At 69.0% G+C, this 24,819-nt stretch carries 18 protein-coding genes, 3 rRNA genes and 1 pseudogene; 4 read left to right on the plus strand and 18 right to left on the minus strand.

The features are described from left to right. Positions 1 to 269 precede the first annotated feature (269 nt). Positions 270 to 1,049, plus strand: coding sequence for an ECF subfamily RNA polymerase sigma factor, BldN family (locus N8I86_RS17890; protein WP_073901789.1), 780 nt, complete (start codon positions 270 to 272; stop codon positions 1,047 to 1,049). Positions 1,050 to 1,292: 243 nt separating this feature from the next. After that, positions 1,293 to 2,528: a DUF5667 domain-containing protein gene (locus N8I86_RS17895; protein WP_073901788.1), complete on the plus strand. Its 1,236-nt coding sequence runs from the start codon at positions 1,293 to 1,295 to the stop codon at positions 2,526 to 2,528. Positions 2,529 to 2,638: 110 nt separating this feature from the next. Here the strand turns inward: N8I86_RS17895 and N8I86_RS17900 are convergent, their stop codons facing one another. The 12 genes from N8I86_RS17900 to N8I86_RS17955 all read right to left on the minus strand — a co-directional run bounded on the left by N8I86_RS17900 (position 2,639) and on the right by N8I86_RS17955 (position 15,624). Further along, positions 2,639 to 3,724 (minus strand): lysophospholipid acyltransferase family protein, encoded by a 1,086-nt coding sequence (locus tag N8I86_RS17900; protein ID WP_073901787.1) that lies wholly within the window; start codon positions 3,722 to 3,724, stop codon positions 2,639 to 2,641. Positions 3,725 to 3,738: 14 nt separating this feature from the next. Beyond that, complete coding sequence (locus tag N8I86_RS17905) at positions 3,739 to 4,800, minus strand: NAD-dependent epimerase/dehydratase family protein (protein ID WP_073901786.1); 1,062 nt, start codon at positions 4,798 to 4,800, stop codon at positions 3,739 to 3,741. A gap of 220 nt (positions 4,801 to 5,020) precedes the next feature. Then, positions 5,021 to 5,119 carry a 30S ribosomal protein bS22 gene (locus tag N8I86_RS17910; RefSeq protein WP_003948845.1) on the minus strand — a complete coding sequence of 33 codons (99 nt, stop codon included), beginning with the start codon at positions 5,117 to 5,119 and terminating at the stop codon, positions 5,021 to 5,023. A 132-nt stretch (positions 5,120 to 5,251) separates the two neighbouring features. Continuing rightward, the gene (locus N8I86_RS17915) at positions 5,252 to 5,464 is read right to left on the minus strand and encodes a helix-turn-helix domain-containing protein (RefSeq protein WP_046417307.1); all 213 of its coding nucleotides are present in this window, start codon (positions 5,462 to 5,464) and stop codon (positions 5,252 to 5,254) included. 129 nt (positions 5,465 to 5,593) lie between these two features. Continuing rightward, positions 5,594 to 6,418: a phosphatase gene (locus N8I86_RS17920; protein WP_404830877.1), complete on the minus strand. Its 825-nt coding sequence runs from the start codon at positions 6,416 to 6,418 to the stop codon at positions 5,594 to 5,596. Positions 6,419 to 6,519: 101 nt separating this feature from the next. After that, positions 6,520 to 7,692 (minus strand): acetoin utilization protein AcuC, encoded by a 1,173-nt coding sequence (locus tag N8I86_RS17925; protein WP_263278213.1) that lies wholly within the window; start codon positions 7,690 to 7,692, stop codon positions 6,520 to 6,522. Further along, positions 7,643 to 8,860, minus strand: a complete 1,218-nt coding sequence (locus tag N8I86_RS17930; protein ID WP_263278214.1) for an MFS transporter — start codon at positions 8,858 to 8,860, stop codon at positions 7,643 to 7,645. Before N8I86_RS17930 ends, N8I86_RS17925 begins: the two co-directional genes overlap by 50 nt. Before the next feature lie 80 nt (positions 8,861 to 8,940). Beyond that, positions 8,941 to 9,675 (minus strand): VC0807 family protein, encoded by a 735-nt coding sequence (locus N8I86_RS17935; protein WP_263278215.1) that lies wholly within the window; start codon positions 9,673 to 9,675, stop codon positions 8,941 to 8,943. 93 nt (positions 9,676 to 9,768) lie between these two features. Continuing rightward, entirely contained in the window at positions 9,769 to 10,413 is a 645-nt protein-coding gene (locus N8I86_RS17940; protein WP_263278216.1) for an HAD family hydrolase, read from the minus strand. Between the two features lie 61 nt (positions 10,414 to 10,474). Beyond that, positions 10,475 to 10,591: ribosomal RNA gene (rrf, locus tag N8I86_RS17945) — 5S ribosomal RNA — on the minus strand. A gap of 86 nt (positions 10,592 to 10,677) precedes the next feature. Continuing rightward, a 23S ribosomal RNA gene (locus tag N8I86_RS17950) occupies positions 10,678 to 13,794 on the minus strand. Positions 13,795 to 14,098: 304 nt separating this feature from the next. Beyond that, a 16S ribosomal RNA gene (locus tag N8I86_RS17955) occupies positions 14,099 to 15,624 on the minus strand. The 16S, 23S and 5S rRNA genes sit together here, the layout of an rRNA operon. Positions 15,625 to 16,442: 818 nt before the next feature. On the opposite strand from N8I86_RS17955, the gene trpS reads away from it, so the two are divergent. Then, complete coding sequence (trpS, locus tag N8I86_RS17960) at positions 16,443 to 17,462, plus strand: tryptophan--tRNA ligase (RefSeq protein WP_263278217.1); 1,020 nt, start codon at positions 16,443 to 16,445, stop codon at positions 17,460 to 17,462. A 100-nt stretch (positions 17,463 to 17,562) separates the two neighbouring features. Here the strand turns inward: trpS and proC are convergent, their stop codons facing one another. The 6 genes from proC to N8I86_RS17990 all read right to left on the minus strand — a co-directional run bounded on the left by proC (position 17,563) and on the right by N8I86_RS17990 (position 22,293). Further along, positions 17,563 to 18,375 carry a pyrroline-5-carboxylate reductase gene (gene proC / locus N8I86_RS17965; protein WP_073901013.1) on the minus strand — a complete coding sequence of 271 codons (813 nt, stop codon included), beginning with the start codon at positions 18,373 to 18,375 and terminating at the stop codon, positions 17,563 to 17,565. A gap of 69 nt (positions 18,376 to 18,444) precedes the next feature. Then, complete coding sequence (locus tag N8I86_RS17970; RefSeq protein WP_073901015.1) at positions 18,445 to 19,227, minus strand: ABC transporter permease; 783 nt, start codon at positions 19,225 to 19,227, stop codon at positions 18,445 to 18,447. Continuing rightward, the gene (locus N8I86_RS17975; RefSeq protein WP_123437514.1) at positions 19,224 to 20,021 is read right to left on the minus strand and encodes an ABC transporter ATP-binding protein; all 798 of its coding nucleotides are present in this window, start codon (positions 20,019 to 20,021) and stop codon (positions 19,224 to 19,226) included. The genes N8I86_RS17970 and N8I86_RS17975 overlap by 4 nt, the downstream gene beginning before the upstream one ends. A gap of 203 nt (positions 20,022 to 20,224) precedes the next feature. Then, entirely contained in the window at positions 20,225 to 21,001 is a 777-nt protein-coding gene (locus tag N8I86_RS17980) for a class I SAM-dependent methyltransferase (protein WP_263278218.1), read from the minus strand. A gap of 376 nt (positions 21,002 to 21,377) precedes the next feature. Continuing rightward, complete coding sequence (locus N8I86_RS17985) at positions 21,378 to 21,902, minus strand: EamA/RhaT family transporter (RefSeq protein WP_263278219.1); 525 nt, start codon at positions 21,900 to 21,902, stop codon at positions 21,378 to 21,380. 61 nt (positions 21,903 to 21,963) lie between these two features. Beyond that, complete coding sequence (locus N8I86_RS17990; RefSeq protein WP_073901021.1) at positions 21,964 to 22,293, minus strand: SH3 domain-containing protein; 330 nt, start codon at positions 22,291 to 22,293, stop codon at positions 21,964 to 21,966. Between the two features lie 198 nt (positions 22,294 to 22,491). Between N8I86_RS17990 and N8I86_RS39365 the strand changes: the two are divergent. After that, positions 22,492 to 24,791 (plus strand): annotated as a pseudogene (locus tag N8I86_RS39365) (protein kinase domain-containing protein). The last annotated feature ends 28 nt before the right edge of the window (positions 24,792 to 24,819 follow it).

Below are 24,819 nucleotides of genomic sequence, written 5' to 3' on the forward strand. Positions count from 1 at the left end.
GCGCGCCCGAATTATGCCGCGGCCATTTCAAGACGCCCTGTACTTCGCCGAAACCCGCCCCCTTCCGTTCAAAAATCGATCACTCTGTGGTCCTTGATGGGGCGTCAATCGGTAACAGAAGCGACGCAATCGATGATTTGAGCAACTCGGTGTAGCAGTGCCTGCACGAAGCGTTATTCTCCTCAGACGCAAACGAGACCCCTCCCGTCGCTACGACGGGTGAACGGTCCCGCACTGCACGTGATGGAAGCTCTGCCTCTGGGAGTCCCGTGTACCCACACGTCGGGGTTGACGCCTCGGGCCTGGCTACGCTGCGCGCAACAGTCGCAATGGTCAAAGAGACGATGCGCGGCTTTGTCCCGACCGCGTACGCCGTCCCCGCCTTCGCCACCGCCGCGCCCGCCGGCCCGTGCTACGCACTGGCCGAGAGCAGCGCCGCGGTCGGCAGACGAGGGCGCCCCAGCGGCGCCGCCACCGCCCGCCGCCCGGCGGCGGACAGTGACAGCGCCCGGATGATGGACCTCGTCGAGCGCGCCCAGGCGGGCGAGGCCGAGGCCTTCGGCCGGCTGTACGACCAGTACAGCGACACGGTGTACCGGTACATCTACTACCGCGTGGGCGGGCGGGCGACCGCCGAGGACCTCACGAGCGAGACCTTTCTGCGGGCGCTCAGAAGGATCGGCACCTTCACCTGGCAGGGCCGGGACTTCGGGGCGTGGCTGGTGACGATCGCGCGCAACCTCGTCGCCGACCACTTCAAGTCCAGCCGGTTCCGCCTCGAGGTGACGACCGGCGAGATGCTGGACGCCAACGAGGTGGAGCGCTCGCCGGAGGACTCGGTCCTGGAGTCCCTGTCGAACGCCGCCCTGCTGGAAGCCGTGCGCCGGCTGAACCCGCAGCAGCAGGAGTGCGTGACGCTGCGGTTCCTCCAGGGCCTCTCCGTCGCCGAGACGGCCCGGGTCATGGGCAAGAACGAGGGCGCCATCAAGACCCTCCAGTACCGCGCCGTACGGACGCTCGCCCGGCTCCTGCCGGACGACGCACGCTGAAGCCCACGCCCGCACCACTCAGGGCGACGGGCAACTCACTTTCCGTGAGAGCCCGTTGCCTTTCCGAGCCGATCATCCGGCGTCCGTAACCCAAGTGCCGCGCCAGTCGTTGTGCGGGATACAGGCTCCCTGTGGTCACGTCCTGGCCGACCCTGATCGCTCGATCGTGTGAAGTGGTCGTGGGCGTGCAACCCTCAGGACCCCCTGGGGAGTCGACCGTCATGACGAGAGGAGGTGCCGCCAGTGATCGCGAACGTATCGGCGCACCGGCGGGCGAACGCCTTCGCCCAGGCCCTGGAGGAGCAGTCCGACCGGGACACGGCGGCCGAGCAGTCCGCAGCACCGGCGGGTTCCCCGCCGACCGCCGGGGAACCGGCCGAACAGGGCACATTGCTGGCCCTGGCGGCGGGTCTCGGCGCGCTGCCCAGGCCGCAGCTCGACCCCGAGGTCAAGGTCGTCCAGCGCGCCCAACTGGTGGCCGCGATGGAGGCCATGCTCCAGGAGGGAACCGGGGCGGCGGATGCGTCGGTACCGGAACAGCGCTCGCACCGGGCCCGGGGCGCACACCGGGCGAGTCCGCTGGGCAAACTCCGCCCGCGTTCCAGGCTGACCAAGGGGCTCGCCGCGGGCGGGCTCAGCGTCGGTGTGGCCGCCGGGGCTTTCGGCGGGGTCGCCGCCGCCAGCTCCGACGCCCTGCCCGGCGACTCGCTGTACGGCCTGAAACGCGGGATCGAGGACTTCAAGCTCAACTATCTGACCGACGGTGACGACCAGCGCGGCCAGACCTACCTCGACCAGGCCTCCACCCGGCTCAATGAGGCCCGCCGGCTGCTGGACCGCGGCCGTGGCGGTCACCTCGACCACGAGTCCATCGGGGAGATCCGCCGCACCCTGTCCGGCATGCAGCACGACGTGGCCGAGGGCCACCGCCTGCTGCACGCCGCCTACCAGGCCGACCCCGACTCGCTGGGCCCCATCCAGGCGCTCTCCACCTTCTCGCGGTCCCACCGCGAGGCGTGGAGCACGCTCAGCGACAAGCTGCCCATGCAGCTCGGGGACGTCAAACAGCAGGTGTCATCGGTCTTCGACGCCATAGACGAAGAGGTCGCCCCGCTGCAGTCCCTGCTGCCCCAGCAGCCGGCCCAACCCGGGGACGGCAAGCGGCAGGGGGGCTCCGGCCCGGCGTCCACCGGCTCCTCCGGCACTCACCGGTCGACCGCGCCCAGTTCCTCGGGCGACACCCCGTCCCCGGGCAGGCACGCGAGCCCGGGCAGCCCGAGCGGCTCGGCCACGGGCAGCAGTGGTGACGGTCTGATCGGGGGCGACACGGGCGGTCTGCTCGACCCGCCGAAGATCGGCGGCGACACCAGCTCCCCGTCCGCCGGCAAGACCCCGTCGGGTCAGCCGGACATCACCATCCCGCCGCTCTTCCCGGATCTGCTCCCCGGCCTCGGGATCGACAGCGAGGACGCGGACTAGCCGGCGCGGCCGCAGCGACGGGGGCGCCCCACCCGAGCGGGGCGCCCCCGTCGTCGTACGTACCCGCCGTCGTACGGGTCTGCCGCAGTACCAGCCTGCCGTCGTACGGGTCAGAAGAAGACCGACCTGCGCTGCACCAGCAGCTTGTACAGCGTGTGCTGGATCTGCTCGCGTACCTGGTCGGTCAGGTTGAACATCAGCATCGGATCCTCGGCGGCCTCCGGCGGATAGCCGTCCGTCGGGATCGGTTCGCCGAACTGGATCGTCCACTTGGTGGGCAGCGGGATCGCGCCCAGCGGGCCCAGCCACGGGAAGGTCGGCGTCAGCGGGAAGTAGGGGAAGCCCAGCAGCCGGGCGAGCGTCTTCGCGTTGCCGATCATCGGGTAGATCTCCTCCGCCCCGACGATCGAGCAGGGGATGATCGGCGCCCCCTGCCGCAGCGCCGTGGAGACGAATCCGCCCCGGCCGAACCGCTGCAGCTTGTACCGCTCGCTGAACGGCTTCCCGATGCCCTTGAAGCCCTCCGGCATCACCCCGACCAACTCGCCCTGCTCCAGCAGCCGCTCGGCGTCCTCCGAACAGGCCAGCGTGTGCCCCAGCTTGCGGGCCAGCTCGTTGACCACCGGCAGCACGAAGACCAGGTCGGCCGCGAGGAGCCGCAGATGCCGGCCGGCCGGGTGGTGGTCGTGCACGGCGACCTGCATCATCAGGCCGTCCAGCGGCAGCGTCCCCGAGTGGTTGGCGACGATCAGCGCCCCGCCCTCCGCCGGGATGTTCTCGACGCCCTTCACCTCGACCCGGAAGTACTTCTCGTACACCGGCCGCAGCAGCGACATCAGGACCTGGTCGGTCAGCTCCTCGTCGTACCCGAAGTCGTCGACCTCGTACTCCCCGGTCAGCCGGCGCCGCAGGAAGGCCAGTCCGGCCGCCACACGCCGCTCCAGCCCACCGTCGCGCCCCTCGGCCTCCGCGAGTTCCGGCGACTCCTCCTCGGGGCGCACAGCGCCGTCCTCCCGGGTCTGCGCCCGGCCGGGCAGGGGCTGGACCTCACCGAGCTCCCCGGCCTCCCCCACCCCGCGCACCACGGCGCTCTCGCCCTTGCGCCGGCTTCCCGTGTTCCGGCGCCGCGCCGGCCGCTGCGCGGCGCTCCCGCGGGACCGGTCGTCGTCGAACGGAATGACCTTGGCGTCCGCCATCGTTGCTGCGCTCCTCAGTTGGCGCTGTGCGTCGTGGGCCGGCCGCCGGTCTGGGCGGCCAGCGCGGCGATCCGGTCGACGGCCCCCGCGAGGGCCTCCGGCGGCAGCAGCCCGGGGCCCTGGCTCCGTGCGAACTCCGCGAACGTCTCCGCCGTCGTGTACCTGGGCGTGAAACCCAGCGTCTCGCGCATCTGCACCGTGTCCACCACCCGCCCGTGGGTGAGCAGCCGGATCTGCTCGGGTGAGAAGTCCGTCATACCCAGCGTACGGACCAGGGAGCCGGCCCAGGTGACCGCGGGCAGCAGCAGCGGCACGGTGGGGCGGCCCAGCCGCCGGGAGCACTGCGAGAGCAGCAGCACGCCGTCCCCGGCGATGTTGAAGGTGCCGCTGTTGAGGGTGCCCCGGCGCGGCTCGTGCGAGGCGATCCGCAGCACCTCGATGACGTCGTCCTCGTGCACGAACTGCAGCCGCGGATCGTAGCCGAGCACGGTCGGCAGGACCGGCAGCGCGAAGTACGAGGCGAGCGGGGTGTCCGCGGCCGGGCCGAGGATGTTCGCGAACCGCAGCACGCACACGGCCACGTCCGGCCGCCGCCGCGCGAACCCGCGCACGTACCCCTCGACCTCGACGGCGTCCTTGGCGAAGCCGCCGCTGGGCAGCGACTTGGGCGGGGTCGTCTCCGTGAACACGGCGGGGTCGCGCGGCGCCGACCCGTAGACGTTCGTACTGGACTTCACCACCAGGCGCTTCACGGTCGGCGACTTCTGGCAGGCGCCGAGCAGCTGCATGGTGCCGATGACGTTGGTCTCCTTGACCGTGGCCCGGTTGCCCCCGCCCAGGGCCGTGCCCGTGACGTCCATGTGCACGACCGTGTCGGCGCCGGTCTCGGCGAGCACCCGGGCGATGGTGGGCTTGCGGATGTCGGCCTGGACGAAGTCGGCCCCGCCCAGATGGTGCGCCGGCGGCACCGCGTCCACGGCGATCACCCGGTCGACCTCCGGGTCCCGCTGGATCCGCCGCACGAACCGGCCGCCCAGCTGCCGGGCCACTCCGGTGACGAGCACGACCTTCGCCAAGATCAGCGCCTTCCTTCTCCGCGTTGCCCCAGTTCCGCGTTCCCCGTGTGCGGCCAACTTAGCGGGTCGATGTTGCGCTGTGATGACCCCCCGATGCATGAGGTGACCGAATCTCCCCCCATCGGAACATGCCGGGGACTTCGCGCCGGGCCGCGGACATGACTGTGGCCTCCCACCAGCACTGGTGGGAGGCCACAGGTGTACGCCCTCGCGGCGTCGCCTACTTCTTGTTGCGACGCTGAACGCGCGTGCGCTTGAGCAGCTTGCGGTGCTTCTTCTTGGCCATCCGCTTGCGCCGCTTCTTGATAACAGAGCCCACGACTACCCTCGCTCACTTCTCATCACTCGGTTGTTTGGGCGCCATGGGCCCACACGACCTACGAGGGCCTAGCCTACCCAACCGAGCGCTGAGGTCGTAATCGAGGGGTGTTCCGGTCTCCCGGGGACACCGTCAGGCCGTTTCCACCCCCACGTAGCTGTCGCGGAGGTACTCGTGTACCGCTTGCTCCGGGACACGGAACGACCGCCCGACCCGGATCGCGGGCAGATGACCGCTGTGCACCAACCGGTACACGGTCATCTTCGACACTCGCATCACCGTGGCGACCTCCGCCACGGTCAGGAACTGAACCTCGTTCAGAGGCCTCTCGCCAGCTGCAGCCATGACACACCTGAACCTTCCGCACTCGACGGCCACCGGCTTCCCCTTCCGGTGACTCTTCGTCGTTGCGTGCTCACTCCCCAATGTAGGGGCGGGTGATGCGAGTGGGGAAGAGGTGCACCCATCGCCGCCCTACTGTGACAGACACGCTCGTTTGAGTACGTAGCGGGTGAGCGGGAGGTAGTGCTCCGAGCGCACGCCGTCGTCAACCGGAACGACGACCGACACGGATCCCTCGGCCTCTCCCACGAACGGCGCCGGATCATCGGTGTCGGCCGGCCCGATCGCCTCGAACCCCAGCTGACCTGCACCGCAGAGCCACCCGTGATCCCCCACCACGAGCTCGGGCAGTGGTCCCCCGCACTCCGCCGCGGCACCCAGCACGACCCGAACCGGGAGCGGCGAATGGCTGTGGACGCCCGGCTCACCACCGGGGCGCTCGGCCTCCGGCTCCCGCACCAGGGCAACACCACGTAGGTAGTCGACGCGGTACGTGCGTAGACCGAACCGGGTCAATATGTCGACACAGCGACCCTGCGCGGGGGTGAGCACCTCACATCCCGCCGCCGAGAGCGCGTCCGCAAGGCCGGCGTAGAAACCGAGCAGCCGCTGCGGGTGCCCGGTGCCGAACAGCACGGGAGCGCCCCGCCGGGCGACCTCGCCGATCCGCTCCGCGAAGGCGTCCAGCGCGGCCAGGGTGCGCTCCGGATCGATCACGTCGGGGCCGGCCGTGTGCCGGGGGTCGGCCGAAACCCCGCACTTCTCCGCCATCAACGCGAGCAAGTCCGGCTGTTCCCATGGCCATTCCGGGTCGATTCCGATCAACAACCGCGGATCCCGGGCCGCGAACAGCCGGTAACTGCGCAGGCTGTCCTCACGCGAGGTCCCCACGACCCCGGCCAGCCCGGCGGCCAGCAGGTGCGCGCGGAGGTCGGGAGGGGGCGACACGGATGCGATGGTGGCCCATCGGCCCGGCGGCGGGCAGCGGAACGGCCGGAAGACCGCACCATCGGCCTAACGCCTCCCGCGCCACCGCTCCCACGGAGCGCCGGCCCGCGCTAGGGCAGCAGCCCCCGCAGCGGGAACGCCGCCCGCCGCGTCGCCAGCACGGCCTGGTCCACGCGGTCCGCGGGGTCGTACCCCTCGTCCCAGGAGGCCCAACTCACCGGCCACCGGCCGTCGGTCATCCGGTACGGTCCCGGCTGCCGGGTCCGGGCGTAGACCTGCTGCCGCCACTCGTCGGGAATCATCGTCTCCGGCGCGACGGGCCGTCCCGCGGCGATCGCCACGAGATGCGTCCAGGACCGCGGCACGACCTCGACCACCGCGTAACCGCCGCCGCCGAGCGCCACCCACTTGCCCCCGGCGTGCTCGTGCGCCAGCTCGTGACAGGCCACCTGCACCGCCCGCTGCGCGTCCAGCGACACCGCGAGATGCGCCAGCGGGTCCTCGAAGTGCGTGTCGGCCCCGTGCTGCGAGACCAGCACCTGCGGCCGGAACTCCGCCAGCAGCTCGGGCACCACCGCGTGGAACGCCCGCAGCCACCCCGCGTCCCCGGTGCCCGCCGGCAGCGCCACGTTCACCGCGGCACCCTCCCCGTCCCCGGCGCCGGTCTCCTGCGGCCACCCGGTCTGCGGGAACAACGTGCGGGGATGCTCGTGCAGCGAGATCGTCAGCACGCGCGGGTCCTCCCAGAACGCCGCCTGCACCCCGTCCCCGTGATGCACGTCGACGTCCACGTAGGCGACGCGCTCGGCGCCCAGCTCCAGCAGCCGGGCGATCGCCAGCGAGGCGTCGTTGTAGACGCAGAAGCCCGACGCGCCCCCGGGCATCGCGTGGTGCAGCCCGCCCGCGAAGTTCACGGCGTGGTCGGCGTCCCCGCGCCACACCGCCTCCGCGGCCCCCACCGACTGGCCGGCGATCAGCGCGGACACCTCGTGCATCCCGGCGAACGCGGGGTCGTCGACCGTGCCGAGCCCGTACGCCCCGTCGGCCGCCTCGGGATCGGCGGACGCGGCCTTCACCGCGTCGATGTAGTCCTCCCGGTGGACCAGCCGCAGCGTCGACTCCCCGGCCGGCTTGGCCGCCACGACCTCCATCTGCCGGTCGAGCCCGAAGGCACCCACCAGTTTCCGGGTCAGCTCCAGCCGGACCGGGTCCATCGGATGGTCCCTGCCGAAGTCATAGCCCGTTACTGCCTCGTCCCACATCAGCTGTGCGCGGCCGCTCATGACCGCCACCGTATCGGTCCGGTTGAGCGGCGAACGACCTGGCGTACACCAACGTCACCAGCACCAACACCATCGGCACCAGCATGGCCCCGCGATAGCTCCAGGTGTCGCCGAGGGCCCCGACCAACGGCGAACCGATCAGGAAACCGACGTAGTTGAAGATGTTCAGCCGGGCGATCGCCGTGTCCGAGGCCCCCGGGAACATCCGCCCCGCCGCCGCGAACGTCTGCGGCACGAGCACACACAGCCCCAGACCCAGCAGGGTGAAACCGAGCATCCCGATCCACGCCCCGGGCGCCACGGCCACCACCGCGAACCCGCCGGCCGCCACCAGCGTGCCCAGCCGCACGACGGTCACGGCCCCGAGCCGCCGCACCCCGTGGTCCCCGACCGCCCGGCCCACCAGCGTGGTGACCATGTAGACGTTGTACGGCACCGTCGCCAGCTGCTCCGAGCTGCCCAGCACGTCCTTCAGGTACTTCGCGCTCCAGTTGGAGACCGTCGAGTCCCCGATGTACGCGAAGGTCATCACCAGGCACAGCGGAAGCAGCAGCTTGAACACCACGCCGGTGCCGCCCCCCCGGTCGTCCGCCGCGGGCGCCGGCTCGCCGTCGACGTACCACCTGCTCCCCACCAGCGCCGCCGGCAGCAGTACCGCCACCACCGGCAGGTACGACACCCAGAGCGCCAGGTGCCAGTGCGCCCCGGCCCAGGCCAGCGAGGCACCCACGATCCCGCCCAGACTGTAGGCGGCGTGGAAGCCGAGCATGATGCTGCGCCCGTACGTCCGCTGCAGACTGACGCCGAGCATGTTCATGGACGCGTCCAGCGCGCCCACCGCGAGCCCGAAGACGCCGAGCGCCACCGCCAGCGCGGCCACCTGCCCCTGCCCGCCGGCCCCCACCCCGAGCAGCGCCAGCAGCACCACCGGCTGCGACCAGCGCAGCAGCCGGCTTGGCCGGACCCGCTTCACCAGCTGCTCGGTGGTCACACTGCCGACACCGGCGAGGACCGGTACGGCGGCCAGGAAGGCCGGGAGCAGCGCGTCGGAGACGCCGTACCGGTCCTGGACGGCCGGGATGCGGGTCACGAGCAGGGCGAAGGCGGCGCCCTGGGCGAAGAAGCTGAACGCCAGCGAGGCCCTACCGCGCCGCAGCACATCAGTCATGGCGGCGAGCGTAGGGCCCCGGACTACCTGTGGGTAGATCCAGCCAAAGATGAATTTCCTTCAGCTTTACCAGCGCGGTGTCAGGCCGCGACGGCGACCTCGGGCTGCGCCCGGTCGGCGCCGGCCTCCACCTCTGCGGCCAGCATCCCCTCCATCGGCGCGACGGCCAGGCCGCCGCTGACGACCATGGCGACCGCGACCGTACCGATCATGACGACCGTCCCGAGCCACACCATGGTGTCCACCGGGACGGTGTACGCGCCCACGACCCGCGCCACGCACTCGGCGAACAGCGCCACGCCCCAGACGACGGAGAACACCTTCTCCTTCCGCCGGAAGGCCGCGGAGGCGGCCGCCTCCCCGGTCATCAGGCGCTCCCAGGCGGCCTCCTTGGCCGCGTCGCCCTTGATGAGGAAGGGCTTCATACCGGCGGTCATCATCGGCTTCCCGAGCCGTACGGAGACCAGGATGCCGATGGCGACCGTGCTGCTGATGCCGCTGTCCTTGGCGAGCATCAGCCGGGGGTCGCCGGAGACGAAGCTCAGCAGCAGCGAGACGACGTTCACGACGAGGATGAGGCCCGCGAGCCCGTTGGTCCTGCGCTCCCGCACCAGGCTCCACACGGTCCGCAGCGCCGGCACCACGCTGCTCCAGGCGAGCGCCGCGAAGACGCTCATCCCGAAGGCCTCCTTGAGGAGGTAGTACGAGCCGAGCGGCACCGCCACGTCGAGGAGCAGCGGCTTGAAGTTGTCGAGCACGCTCGGGTGGCGCTTGTGCTGTTCGCTCCGGCCCTGGGCCCCCGTGTTCTTCGTCATGCGTTCAGCTTCGCCGACAAAGGGGGGTCGGCTGTAGAAACGATCGTCCGGAGGTCCGCATGACAAATGTCAGGAGCGGACCGGTGGCCCGCGTCATACCAGCAGGTCAGCCAATTCTCCCATGTCGGCGAAGAGTTGGTCGGCCTGCGCCAGCCTGCTCGCCGGCGTCATCGCGGTGAAGCCGTACACGTCCATCCCGGCCGACACGGCGGCCTGGACGCCGAGGGGGGAGTCCTCCACCACCAGGCACCTCTCGGGTGCGACTCCCATGCGCCGGGCCGCGTACAGGAAGAGGTCGGGCTCCGGTTTGCCCCGCCCGACGTCCTGCGAGCTGAAGACGCGGTCCTCGGTGAACCACCGGTCGAGTCCGGTGGTCCGATGCCCCACCCTGATCCGTTCGTGGCTCCCGGAGGAGCCTACGCAGTACGGCACCCCGTCGGCGGCCAGTTTCTCCAGCACGCCTCCGACGCCGGCCACGGGCTGCAACTCCCGCTCGAAGGCCGCGAAGACGCGCGCGTGGAAGACGTCGTCGAAGTCGTCCGGCAGCCGCCGCCCGGTCCGCTCCAGGACGAGTTCGTGGATCCGGTGCATCGCCGACCCCATGTAATCCCGTATCGACTCCTCGTACGACGTCGGGTGCCCCAGCTCGGTCAGATAGGTGGCGAGCAGTCGATTGGAGATCGGCTCGCTGTCGACGAGGACTCCGTCGTTGTCGAAGATGATGAGGTCGTAGCGCATACGTCGACCCTAAACGCAGAAAACCCCCGCATCCGTGGATGCGGGGGTTTTCCCAAGAATTGTTCGGCGGCGTCCTACTCTCCCACAGGGTCCCCCCTGCAGTACCATCGGCGCTGTGAGGCTTAGCTTCCGGGTTCGGAATGTAACCGGGCGTTTCCCTCACGCTATGACCACCGAAACACTATGAAACTCTCAACCGAAACGCCACCACACGGCGGCGACCTGGTCGTGGTTTCAGAACCAACACAGTGAACGCGAGCATCAATGGACAAGCCCTCGGCCTATTAGTACCAGTCAACTCCACCGGTTACCCGGCTTCCATATCTGGCCTATCAACCCAGTCGTCTACTGGGAGCCTTACCCTCTCAAGGAGGTGGGAATACTCATCTCGAAGCAGGCTTCCCGCTTAGATGCTTTCAGCGGTTATCCCTCCCGAACGTAGCCAACCAGCCATGCCCTTGGCAGAACAACTGGCACACCAGAGGTTCGTCCGTCCCGGTCCTCTCGTACTAGGGACAGCCCTTCTCAATATTCCTACGCGCACAGCGGATAGGGACCGAACTGTCTCACGACGTTCTAAACCCAGCTCGCGTACCGCTTTAATGGGCGAACAGCCCAACCCTTGGGACCGACTCCAGCCCCAGGATGCGACGAGCCGACATCGAGGTGCCAAACCATCCCGTCGATATGGACTCTTGGGGAAGATCAGCCTGTTATCCCCGGGGTACCTTTTATCCGTTGAGCGACGGCGCTTCCACAAGCCACCGCCGGATCACTAGTCCCGACTTTCGTCCCTGCTCGACCCGTCGGTCTCACAGTCAAGCTCCCTTGTGCACTTACACTCAACACCTGATTACCAACCAGGCTGAGGGAACCTTTGGGCGCCTCCGTTACCCTTTGGGAGGCAACCGCCCCAGTTAAACTACCCATCAGACACTGTCCCTGATCCGGATCACGGACCCAGGTTAGACATCCAGCACGACCAGACTGGTATTTCAACGACGACTCCACAACCACTGGCGTGGCTGCTTCAAAGTCTCCCAGCTATCCTACACAAGCCGAACCGAACACCAATATCAAACTGTAGTAAAGGTCCCGGGGTCTTTCCGTCCTGCTGCGCGAAACGAGCATCTTTACTCGTAGTGCAATTTCACCGGGCCTATGGTTGAGACAGTCGAGAAGTCGTTACGCCATTCGTGCAGGTCGGAACTTACCCGACAAGGAATTTCGCTACCTTAGGATGGTTATAGTTACCACCGCCGTTTACTGGCGCTTAAGTTCTCAGCTTCGCCCCACCGAAATGGAGCTAACCGGTCCCCTTAACGTTCCAGCACCGGGCAGGCGTCAGTCCGTATACATCGCCTTACGGCTTCGCACGGACCTGTGTTTTTAGTAAACAGTCGCTTCTCGCTGGTCTCTGCGGCCACCCCCAGCTCACCGAGTAAATCGGATCACCGAGTGTGGCCCCCCTTCTCCCGAAGTTACGGGGGCATTTTGCCGAGTTCCTTAACCATAGTTCACCCGAACGCCTCGGTATTCTCTACCTGACCACCTGAGTCGGTTTAGGGTACGGGCCGCCATGAAACTCGCTAGAGGCTTTTCTCGACAGCATAGGATCATCCACTTCACCACAATCGGCTCGGCATCAGGTCTCAGACTATGTGCAAGGCGGATTTGCCTACCTTGCGTCCTACACCCTTACCCCGGGACAACCACCGCCCGGGATGGACTACCTTCCTGCGTCACCCCATCACTCACCTACTAACCGCTTGGTTCGGCGGCTCCACCACTCCCCTCAACTCCGAAGAGATCAGGGCGGCTTCACGGCCTTAGCATCACGATGCTCGATGTTTGACGCTTCACAGCGGGTACCGGAATATCAACCGGTTATCCATCGACTACGCCTGTCGGCCTCGCCTTAGGTCCCGACTTACCCTGGGCAGATCAGCTTGACCCAGGAACCCTTAGTCAATCGGCGCAAACGTTTCTCACGTTTGTATCGCTACTCATGCCTGCATTCTCACTCGTCAACCGTCCACAACTACCTTCCGGTGCTGCTTCACCCGGCAGACGACGCTCCCCTACCCATCCATACACCCGTTGGGGCTATCTGTATGAATGACACGACTTCGGCGGTACGCTTGAGCCCCGCTACATTGTCGGCGCGGAATCACTAGACCAGTGAGCTATTACGCACTCTTTCAAGGGTGGCTGCTTCTAAGCCAACCTCCTGGTTGTCTGTGCGACTCCACATCCTTTCCCACTTAGCGTACGCTTAGGGGCCTTAGTCGATGCTCTGGGCTGTTTCCCTCTCGACCATGGAGCTTATCCCCCACAGTCTCACTGCCGCGCTCTCACTTACCGGCATTCGGAGTTTGGCTAAGGTCAGTAACCCGGTAGGGCCCATCGCCTATCCAGTGCTCTACCTCCGGCAAGAAACACACGACGCTGCACCTAAATGCATTTCGGGGAGAACCAGCTATCACGGAGTTTGATTGGCCTTTCACCCCTAACCACAGGTCATCCCCCAGGTTTTCAACCCTGGTGGGTTCGGTCCTCCACGAAGTCTTACCTCCGCTTCAACCTGCCCATGGCTAGATCACTCCGCTTCGGGTCTTGAGCGTGCTACTGAAACGCCCTATTCGGACTCGCTTTCGCTACGGCTTCCCCACCCGGGTTAACCTCGCAACACACCGCAAACTCGCAGGCTCATTCTTCAAAAGGCACGCAGTCACGAGGATCCGAAGATCCCGACGCTCCCACGGCTTGTAGGCACACGGTTTCAGGTACTATTTCACTCCGCTCCCGCGGTACTTTTCACCATTCCCTCACGGTACTATCCGCTATCGGTCACCAGGGAATATTTAGGCTTAGCGGGTGGTCCCGCCAGATTCACACGGGATTTCTCGGGCCCCGTGCTACTTGGGTGTCTCTCAAACGAGCCGCTGACGTTTCGACTACGGGGGTCTTACCCTCTACGCCGGACCTTTCGCATGTCCTTCGCCTACATCAACGGTTTCTGACTCGTCCTACGGCCGGCAGACCGCAGAAGAGAGATCCCACAACCCCGCATGCGCAACCCCTGCCGGGTCTCACACGCATACGGTTTGGCCTCATCCGGTTTCGCTCGCCACTACTCCCGGAATCACGGTTGTTTTCTCTTCCTGAGGGTACTGAGATGTTTCACTTCCCCTCGTTCCCTCCACACTGCCTATGTGTTCAGCAGCGGGTGACAGCCCATGACGACTGCCGGGTTTCCCCATTCGGAAACCCCCGGATCAAAGCCTGGTTGACGACTCCCCGGGGACTATCGTGGCCTCCCACGTCCTTCATCGGTTCCTGGTGCCAAGGCATCCACCGTGCGCCCTTAAAAACTTGGCCACAGATGCTCGCGTTCACTGTGCAGTTCTCAAACAACGACCAGCCACCCGTCACACACCACTTACGCGATGCTTTACCGGGGCCGGCGACTGAAGGAAACTCATTCCCTCAGACACCCAACAGCGTGCCCGACCGGATCCCGTCCGGAGATCATGCTTTCCACGCTCTTGCGAGCAGTACTTGCAGCCTCCGACCCGTGACATCCGGCCGAATAATCAACGTTCCACCCATGAGCAACCAGCATCGAACATTCGCCGATGTACTGGCCTCTGACCAACCGAAGCTGGTGAGAAGTGCTCCTTAGAAAGGAGGTGATCCAGCCGCACCTTCCGGTACGGCTACCTTGTTACGACTTCGTCCCAATCGCTAGTCCCACCTTCGACAGCTCCCTCCCACAAGGGGTTGGGCCACCGGCTTCGGGTGTTACCAACTTTCGTGACGTGACGGGCGGTGTGTACAAGGCCCGGGAACGTATTCACCGCAGCAATGCTGATCTGCGATTACTAGCAACTCCGACTTCATGGGGTCGAGTTGCAGACCCCAATCCGAACTGAGACCGGCTTTTTGAGATTCGCTCCACCTCACGGTATCGCAGCTCATTGTACCGGCCATTGTAGCACGTGTGCAGCCCAAGACATAAGGGGCATGATGACTTGACGTCGTCCCCACCTTCCTCCGAGTTGACCCCGGCGGTCTCCTGTGAGTCCCCATCACCCCGAAGGGCATGCTGGCAACACAGGACAAGGGTTGCGCTCGTTGCGGGACTTAACCCAACATCTCACGACACGAGCTGACGACAGCCATGCACCACCTGTACACCGACCACAAGGGGGCGCCTGTCTCCAGACGTTTCCGGTGTATGTCAAGCCTTGGTAAGGTTCTTCGCGTTGCGTCGAATTAAGCCACATGCTCCGCTGCTTGTGCGGGCCCCCGTCAATTCCTTTGAGTTTTAGCCTTGCGGCCGTACTCCCCAGGCGGGGAACTTAATGCGTTAGCTGCGGCACCGACGACGTGGAATGTCGCCAACACCTAGTTCCCACCGTTTACGGCGTGGACTACCAGGGTATCTAATCCTGTTCGCTCCCCACGCTTTCGCTCCTCAGCGTCAGTAATGGCCCAGAGATCCGCCTTCGCCACCGGTGTTCCTCCTGATATCTGCGCATTTCACCGCTACACCAGGAATTCCGATCTCCCCTACCACACTCTAGCCTGCCCGTATCGAATGCAGACCCGGGGTTAAGCCCCGGGCTTTCACACCCGACGTGACAAGCCGCCTACGAGCTCTTTACGCCCAATAATTCCGGACAACGCTTGCGCCCTACGTATTACCGCGGCTGCTGGCACGTAGTTAGCCGGCGCTTCTTCTGCAGGTACCGTCACTTTCGCTTCTTCCCTGCTGAAAGAGGTTTACAACCCGAAGGCCGTCATCCCTCACGCGGCGTCGCTGCATCAGGCTTTCGCCCATTGTGCAATATTCCCCACTGCTGCCTCCCGTAGGAGTCTGGGCCGTGTCTCAGTCCCAGTGTGGCCGGTCGCCCTCTCAGGCCGGCTACCCGTCGTCGCCTTGGTGAGCCATTACCTCACCAACAAGCTGATAGGCCGCGGGCTCATCCTTCACCGCCGGAGCTTTCGACCCCCGCAGATGCCTGCAGGAGTGATATCCGGTATTAGACCCCGTTTCCAGGGCTTGTCCCAGAGTGAAGGGCAGATTGCCCACGTGTTACTCACCCGTTCGCCACTAATCCCCACCGAAGTGGTTCATCGTTCGACTTGCATGTGTTAAGCACGCCGCCAGCGTTCGTCCTGAGCCAGGATCAAACTCTCCGTGAATGTTTACCGGTAATCCGGTGCACACACACGAGAGCGGAACCACCGGAGGAATAGTCCGATGGTTCACAGCGTCCTCGCTGTGTTTTTTCAAAGGAACCTCGTCCCGATCATGCGACCGGAGACGGGGTATCAACTAATCTGGCGTTGATTTTTGGCACGCTGTTGAGTTCTCAAGGAACGGTCGCTTCCTTTGTACTCACCCTCTCGGGCTTTCCTCCGGGCTTCCCTTCGGTGTTTCCGACTCTATCAGATCTTTCCGATCCGATTTCCTCGGTGCTTTCCAGGTTCTCGCTTTCGCGTTTCCCTTTCCGGCGGTTCCGACTCTATCAGATCCTTTCGGCGTCCGATCCCCGGTCGGCGGGGTTTGTCTTCCCGGCCTTGGGCCGTTCCGACGAGTGAGACTTTAGCGGATTCCTCGCCCCCGAGCTAATCGGGGGGCGGCGCCCTTTCGAACGCGGATTCCTCATTTCGCAAATACGCACGCCAAAACATTCGACGCCGAAGCGACGAGAGTGTGGTTGGTACCTGTGGAATGGCTGTCCGGGGACCGACCGGAGTCGGTGCTCACGTCGGACAACTCGGAGAACACTACGCATCGGCCTGGGGAGTGTCAACCCCCGCCCGCACGGCGCTCCGGCGGCGTACGCTGGTCGGCATGTCTACGCGTACGTGTACCCAGCTCTGGTGGGCCGCCTGACGGCGGCCGCACACACGTATGCACTCAACGGCCGCCGCTTCGGCGGCCGTTTGCGTATCTCCTCCGGGACTCCGGGGGCCGGCCGCAGGAGCGGCGGTCCCGATCAGGAGGTGGAGTGGAGATGACGCGGGTCTTCAGCGGGATCAAGCCGACCGGACACGTGACCCTCGGGAACTACCTGGGCGCCATGCGGCGGTGGGCCCAGGTGGACCAGCACCGGGCGGACTCGCTGTTCTGCATCGTGGATCTGCACGCGCTGACCGTGGACCACGATCCGGCGCGGGTACGCAGACTCAGCAGGCAGGCGGCGACGCTGCTGCTGGCGACCGGGCTCGACCCGGAGGTCTGCACGGTCTACCTGCAGAGCCATGTCGACGAGCACACCCGGCTGTCCTATCTGCTGGAGTGCGTGGCGACCGACGGCGAGATGCGGCGGATGGTCCAGTACAAGGAGAAGGCCGCGCGCGAGCGTGAGCGGGGTGGCAGCGTCCGGCTGTCGCTGCTGACGTACCCGGTGCTGATGGCGGCGGACATCCTGGCGTTCGGCACGGACGAGGTGCCGGTCGGCGACGACCAGGTGCAGCACGTGGAGCTGGCGCGGGACGTGGCGGTGCGGTTCAACCAGCGGTACGGCCACACGTTCGTGGTGCCGCGCGCGACCCGGCCGGGCGTGGCGGCGCGGGTGATGAACCTGCAGGACCCGACGTCGAAGATGGGGAAATCGGAGGACTCGGGGCCGGGGATCGTCTATCTGCTCGACGAGCCCGACGTGGTGCGCAAGAAGGTGATGCGGGCCGTCACCGACAGCGGGCGGGACGTCGTGTACGACCGGGAGAGCCGGCCGGGCGTGGCGAATCTGCTGGAGATCCTCGCCGCGTGCACGGACGGGGACCCCGAGGCGCTGGCCGGCGCGTACGCGTCGTACGGCGCCTTGAAGAAGGACACCGCGGAGGCCGTGGTGGAGGTCCTCCGGCCCGTGCGGGCCAAGCACCGGGAGCTGTGCGCGGACCCCGCTCACGTGGAGGGGGTGCTCCGGGACGGAGCTCGGAGGGCACGGGAGATGGCGCGACCGACCGTCGATGCCGCGTACCGGGCGATCGGGCTGCTGCCTCCGGTGTTCGAGACGGCCCTGACCGCGTAGGCCGTCGGGCGGCCCGGGGGCCCGGGAGCGGTCGGCCGGTGCCGGGCGGGGAGACCCCGTGCGGCACCGGCTCGGTCCCGTCGGTCGGGTGGGGCTCTGCTCAGTCCTTCTTGCCGGAGGCGAGTTCGCGGCTGCGGTCGCGGGCGGCTTCGAGGGCGGCGATCAGGGCGGCGCGTACGCCGTGGTTCTCCAGTTCACGGATGGCGTTGATCGTCGTACCGGCCGGCGAGGTGACGTTCTCGCGGAGCCTGACGGGGTGCTCGCCGCTGTCGCGGAGCATCACGGCGGCGCCGATCGCGGACTGGACGATGAGGTCGTGGGCCTTGTCGCGGGGCAGACCGAGCAGGATGCCGGCGTCGGTCATGGCCTCGACCAGGTAGAAGAAGTACGCCGGGCCGGAGCCGGACAGGGCGGTGCAGGCGTCCTGCTGGGACTCCGGCACGCGCAGGGTCTTGCCGACGGCCCCGAAGATCTCCTCGGCGGTGGCCAGGTGCGCGCCGGTGGCATGGGTGCCGGCGGAGATGACGGACATGGCCTCGTCGACGAGGGCCGGGGTGTTGGTCATGACGCGGACGACCGGGGTGCCGGCGGCCAGGCGCTCCTCGAAGAACGAGGTGGGGATGCCGGCCGCGCCGCTGATGACCAGGCGGTCGGCGGGGATGTGCGGGGCGAGCTCGTCCAGGAGGGTGCCCATGTCCTGCGGCTTGACCGTGAGGATCAGGGTGTCGGCGGTCTTGGCGGCCTCGGCGTTGGCGACCGGGGTGACTCCGTACCGGGTGCGGAGTTCCTCGGCGCGTTCGGGTCGGCGTGCGGTGACCAGGAGGTCGGCCGGGGCCCAGCCGCCCCGGATCATTCCGCTGAGCAGGGCTTCGCCGATCTTGCCGGTGCCGAGGACTGCGACTTTCTGGCTCATGGAGTCATCCTCGCACCGGCTCCGGACGGTGGGCGGGGTTGTCCGGCAGGCGGAACACCGCCGCGGTGCCTACGCCGTGCGGCGCCTGAGGGTCGCCGCGCCCAGTCCCAGGACGAGCAGGGCGCAGCCGGCCACGATCAGCACGTCGCGCACGAAGGTCGCGGTCATGTCGGTGTGGTGCAGGACCTGGTTCATGCCGTCCACGGCGTACGACATCGGCAGGACGTCGGAGACGGCCTCCAGGGCGGGGTGCATGGCGGAGCGGGGAGTGAACAGGCCGCAGAGGAGGAGCTGGGGGAAGATCACCGCCGGCATGAACTGGACCGCCTGGAATTCCGAGGCCGCGAAGGCCGAGACGAACAGACCGAGGGCTGTGCCGAGGAGGGCGTCGAGGAGGGCGACGAGGAGGAGCAGCCAGGGCGAGCCGGTGACGTCGAGGCCGAGCAGCCACACGGAGAGGCCGGTGGCGAGGGCCGACTGGACGATGGCGAGGGCGCCGAAGGCGAGGGCGTAGCCGGCGATGACGTCCGCCTTGCCGAGGGGCATGGCGAGGAGGCGTTCGAGGGTGCCGGAGGTGCGTTCGCGCAGGGTCGCGATCGAGGTGACCAGGAACATCGTGATCAGCGGGAAGATCCCGAGCAGGGAGGCGCCGATGTCGTCGAAGGTGCGGGGGCTGGCGTCGAAGACGTAGCGCAGCAGGATCAGCATCAGGCACGGGATGAGGACCATCAGCGCGATGGTGCGCGGGTCGTGGCGGAGCTGGCGCAGTACCCGGGCCGCGGTGGCGCCGCTGCGGGCGGCGCTGAAGACGCTGGTGGGTGCGGTGCTGTGCGCGGGGCCGGTCGTGCTCATCGGGTGCTCTCCTTGCTGCGGCCCGCGGTGACGGCCTGGTCGACGAGGTGAAGGAAGGCGGCCTCGACCGTGTCGGTGCCGGTACGGGTGCGCAGGGCGTCCGGGGTGTCGTCGGCGAGGATCTCGCCCTCGCGCATGAGGAGGAGGCGGTGGCAGCGCTCGGCCTCGTCCATGACGTGGGAGGAGACGAGGAGGGTGGCGCCCCGGCCGGCGAGTTCGTGGAAGAGCTGCCAGAGGTCGCGGCGCAGGACGGGGTCGAGGCCGACGGTCGGCTCGTCGAGGACGAGGAGTTCGGGGGTCCCGAGGAGGGCGACGGCCAGGGAGACGCGGTTTCGCTGGCCGCCGGAGAGGTTGCCGGCGAGGGCGTCGGCGTGGCTGGTGAGGTCGACGTCGGCGATGGCCCGGGTGACGTGCTCCTGGCGGCGTTCGTCGGCGGTGCGGCCGGGGTCGAGGATCGCGGCGAAGTACTCGAGGTTCTGGCGGACGGTCAGGTCGTCGTAGACGGAGGGCGCCTGGGTGACGTACCCGATGCGGTTGCGCAGGCCGGGGTGGCCGGCGGGCCGGCCGAGGACGTCGAGGGTGCCGGTGACCTTGGCCTGGGTGCCGACGACGGAGCGCATGAGGGTGGACTTGCCGCAGCCGGAGGGGCCGAGCAGGCCGGTGATCTGACCGCGGGGGACGGTGAACCGGAGCTGGTGCAGAACCGTGCGGGGGCCGCGCCGGACGGTGAGGTCCTCGGCGTGGACGGCGGGGGTCGGGGCCGGGTGTGGTGGGTCCGGCACGTAATTCATCATGTGATGAATAATTGCGCCGCGGACGAGGGTCGTCAAGGGGGGCCTCGACGGTTCTCGGTGCGGGCGGGGCCTCGACGGTTCTCGGTGCGGGTCGGCGGGGGCTTCTGGGCGTACCGGAGATCGGCGCCTGAGTGCACCGGACATGCGAAAGCGGCGGCCGGATGGACCCGGCCGCCGCTCCCCCGGCTGTGGGAGCCCGGGTGTCAGGACTTGGTGGCGAGGAGCAGGAGCACGTCGTAGACCTCCTCGACCACGCCGTCGGGGAAGACCTCCAGCAGGTGGCCGCGCTCCTCCTGGAGGAAGGCGTTCCGGGAGTCCTCGGGGGTGAGGAGGAACGCCGAGTGGCTGCCGATGTTCGCGAGGTGGGTGTCGACCGGGACGCGGCGGCTCCAGCGGACCACCCGCCGGCTGAAGCCCAGGCGGCCGCTCGGGTCGGCCAGTTCCGGGCGGGTGCCGTCCCGCTGCTGGGCGACGATGTCCGTACCGAGGAAGCGGCCGATACGGCCCGCGGCCTCGACGAGCCAGGGCACGTCCAGGGCGTCGCCGTTCCACCACAGCGCGAGCGAGCCGCCCGGCCGCAGCACCCGCAACGCCTCCGGCACCGCGCGGGCCGGGTCGGTCCAGTGCCAGGCCTGGGCGTAGGTGACGAAGTCGGCGTGGGCGCCGGCGACGGGGAGGGCGTTGCCGTTGCCCCGGACGATCGGGATGTGCGGCAGAGCGCGGCGGAACTCGGCGGCCATGCCCGCGCCGGGTTCGACGGCGAGGACGTCGGCGCCGCGGCCGTGCAGGAGGGCGGTGGCGATCCCGGTACCGGCGCCGACGTCCACGACCCGGGCGCCTGACAGGGAGCGGCCGGCCAGTTCCTCGACGGTGTCGAACAGCGCGGGCGGGTAGGAGGGGCGGTTCGCGGCGTACTGGGCCGCCGCGGCGTTGAAGGAGTGGGCGCGGGCGGCGTGCGAGGGCGGCTGCGTCGTGGTCATACGACCATGCTCGGTGAGCGCGGCGTCCGGTGGCACCGCATTTCCGTGACCGCGCCCGGGCGACCGGACCGGGTGCCCGGCGTGGGCCGGCGACGCGCGCGACGGGGCGCGGTCGGTGCGGTGATCAGGCGCGACGGCGGCCGGGTGACCGCGCCCGGGCGACCGGACCGGTGCCCGGCGTGGGCCGGCGCCGCGTGCGACGGGGCGCGGCCGGCGCGGTGATCCCGACCGGCGGCCGCGCCCGGTCGACGCGCCTGCCGGGGGCGGGGCGGATCACCGTGCCGGACGCCGAGGCGTACGCGGCGGGGTGCGGGCCCGGCGCGGAGGCGGGCGGCAGTGGGCGGGCCGGGGAGCCGGTACCGGTGGCAGCCGCCGGTCAGCGGTGCCGTTTCCGCTTCGCCGGGTTGCCGGTGCGGCGGGTGGTGCGGCGGTCGTACTCCTCGCGGGCCTTCTCGTACTCCTCGCGGTGCAGCCTCTCGCCCGGGGCCTCGGTGAGGGAGCGGAAGAAGTAGGCGAGGAGGGAGCCGACGAAGCCGATGGCGAGCAGGCCGCGCAGGGAGGCCTGGCGCCCGGGGTCGTGCCGGCTGCCGAAGCCCTCCCAGGTGTTGCGGAAGGCGAGCGCGCTGCAGATCGCGAACATGGCGATGATCAGCACGGTCACGAAGGAGCCGGTGTCGGCGATCGCGATGCCCTCGTAGGCGAAGCGCAGCACCAGGCAGGAGGCGGCGGCCGCGACCAGGGAGCCGGCGGCGACGCCGGCGCGGCGGGCCGCGTAGCCGGCGTCGTGGTTCACCCAGGAGGTGCCGAAGAAGCGCAGCGGTTCCGGGCGGGCGCCGCTGGTCGGGGCCGTCTCGCCCGCGGAGCCCGCCGGGGTGTCCGGGGTGCCGGTTTCGTCGCTCACGGGACGATTATGGCGCCGGGCCCCGGCGGGCTCCCGGCCGGGTCGGCCGTCGCGGGTGGCGTCAGAGCGCGCAGCGCGAGGCGACGTAGCCGTCGCTGCCCGTGTGGACGTAGGCGTCGGACACGTACTGGCCGTTGTCGATGTTGTCCCAGATCTTGGTGGTGCCGTACGGGCCGGTGACCGTGGTGCCGGGCGCCTGGCAGAAGATCGCCACGCGTGAGCCCTCGGGGAGTACGCGGACGATGCCGTACTCGGTGCCGGGTCCGCTGCGGACGTTCAGGCTGACGCCCGGGGCGACCGCGAAGGTGCGCACGGCGGCCTCCGCCGTCAGGGCTTCCCGCTCGCCGGGGCCCTGGACCGCTTCCGGGTGGTCGACGGAGTCGACGGACATGAGACTTCCCCCCTCGGCCCCCACGGCTGTCATGGGGACCGTCGTTCCCCCGGTCACGGTGACCGGGGCGACAGAAACGAGTCGCTGAACAGTTGTGCGCGACTCGCACGCGGAGGCTAGCAAGCCGCCTCTGTCTCGCACGAGTCATCGACTAGGCTCCGTGCGTCGCGCGCGGACGACGAGCACGGGGGGCGGTCCATGGCGCCACAGCGCAGCAGCGGAACGGGCGCGGAAGCGGAACTTCCCGAGTACGCCGGCCACTACCGCCTTCAGTCATGCCTGGGTTCCGGCGGCATGGGGGTCGTCCATCTCGCCCGCAGCACCTCGGGGATGCGGCTCGCGGTGAAGGTCGTGCACGCCGAGTTCGCGCGGGATCCCGAGTTCAGGGGCCGCTTCCGGCAGGAGGTGGCCGCCGCCCGGCGGGTCAGCGGTGCGTTCACCGCGCCCGTCGTCGACGCCGATCCGGAGGCCGAACGGCCCTGGATGGCCACGCTGTTCATTCCCGGTCCGACCCTCTCCGACCAGGTGAAGCGTCATGGGCCGCTGGCACCGGAGCAGTTGCGGCGGCTGATGGCGGGGCTCGCGGAGGCGCTGCGCGACATCCACCGGGTCGGTGTGGTGCACCGGGACCTCAAGCCGAGCAACGTCCTGCTCGCGGACGACGGACCGAAGGTCATCGACTTCGGGATCTCCCGTCCGAAGGACAGTGAACTGCGCACCGAGACCGGGAAGCTGATCGGCACTCCGCCCTTCATGGCGCCCGAGCAGTTCCGGCGGCCGCGGGAGGTGGGGCCCGCGGCGGACATCTTCGCGCTCGGCTCCGTCATGGTCCACGCGGCCACCGGGCGGGGGCCGTTCGACTCCGACAGCCCGTACGTGGTGGCGTACCAGGTGGTGCACGACGAGCCCGATCTGACGGGTGTGCCGGAGAGCCTCGCGCCACTGGTGGCGCGCTGTCTCGCCAAGGAGCCCGACGAGCGGCCGACGCCCGACGAGCTGATGCGGGAGCTGCGCTCGGTGGCGGCCTCGTACGACACCCAGGCCTTCATACCGGCGCAGCGGACCGGTGACGCCGCGGGGCGGCGGGCCGGGAGCGACGGGGAGCCGGGGGTCGGGAACGACGGGGAGCCGCGGGCCGGGAACGACCGGGAGCCGCGGGCCGGTGGCACCGCGGGTCCCCCGGCGGGTGCCCGGGCCGGACGGCGGGACGGCGCCGACGGGGAGCGGCTGCGGTCCTCGGCCGGTGCCGACGCGCCGGAGGGCGGCGGGCGACCGTCCCGGCGGTCGCTCCCCGGCCGCTGGGCCCGGCGGCTGCTTCCCGCCCGTCCGGTCGTACGGCGGGGTCTCGTCGCGGCCGTGGCCGTCGTCCTGGTCGTGGGCGGGGTGTGCACGGCGCTGCTGTGGCCGCGCGGCGCGGACGGCCCGGAGGTCAAGGAGACCGGTGCCCGGGCCGGTGTGCCGGGGGCCGCGGCGTGGCGGGCGAAGCCGGTGGGCCGGGGTCCGGGATACCGCGGTGCACGGAGGGTGGCCGGCGGCTGCTGTGCTTCCGGTCCGGGTCGGCGTACGCGCTCGACGCGGCGGACGGCACGCGGCTGTGGCGGCGCGCGGTCGGCGGTCCGGACGCGAACGGCGCGCCCGCGCTGGCCGGCGGGGTGCTGGTGCTGCCGACGGACGGGGGCCGGCGGCTGGTCGGCCTGGATCCGGCCTCCGGCCGGACCCGCTGGCAGCGGGAGCAGCCCGCCGGCACGGAGACGCGGATCGCGGGCGACATGCTCCTCGTCACCGGCGCGGACGGCGCGGTGACGGGCGTGGACGGAGCGTCGGGGCGCGAGACCTGGCACCGCAGGCTGCCCGGCCGCGGCACCCCGGCCCTGACCGCCGACGCCGGCGGCACCCTGGTGCACGCGGCCACCACCTCGCCGGACGGGGCGTCCACGCAGGTCACCGAGTTCGACGCGGGAACCGGTGGCACGCGCTGGACGGCGCGGCTGCGGGGTGCGCTGCGGCCGGTCGGCAGTGACGGCGGTGCGCTGGTCCTGCTGTCCGACGACAACGCGGCGGCGGTCACGGACGCGGTGGTCCGCTACTCGCCGGCCTCGGGCACGACCCGGCGGACGAAGCTGACCGTGCCGCTCACGGCTCCGCAGGCGGCCGTGCACGGCCGGGTGCTCCACCTGCTGGCGGCCGGCGGCTCGCTGGAGGCCGTCGACCTGCGCACCGGCAAGCGGCTCTGGCACCTGGAGACGGCGGTGAGCCGGGGCTCGGCGCCGGTCGCCACCGCCGATCACGTCTACTTCAGCGCCCCCGACGGCCGCCTGCTCGCCGTGGCCGCCCGGGACGGACGCCTGCTCGGGCAGACACCGCCGCGGCTCGGGGCGGGCTCGGGCCAGGTCGCCGGCACCCTGCCGGCTCCGCTGGCCGAGGGCGCCCAGGTGTACGCCACGGCGCCCGACGGCAGCGTCTTCGCCGTGGACGGCCGTACCCCCGCCACCTGGTGAGACGGCGCGGGGCCGCCCCCGGTGGGAG

This window comes from Streptomyces albidicamelliae, assembly GCF_025642175.1.
GTDB classification, from domain to species: domain Bacteria; phylum Actinomycetota; class Actinomycetes; order Streptomycetales; family Streptomycetaceae; genus Streptomyces; species Streptomyces albidocamelliae.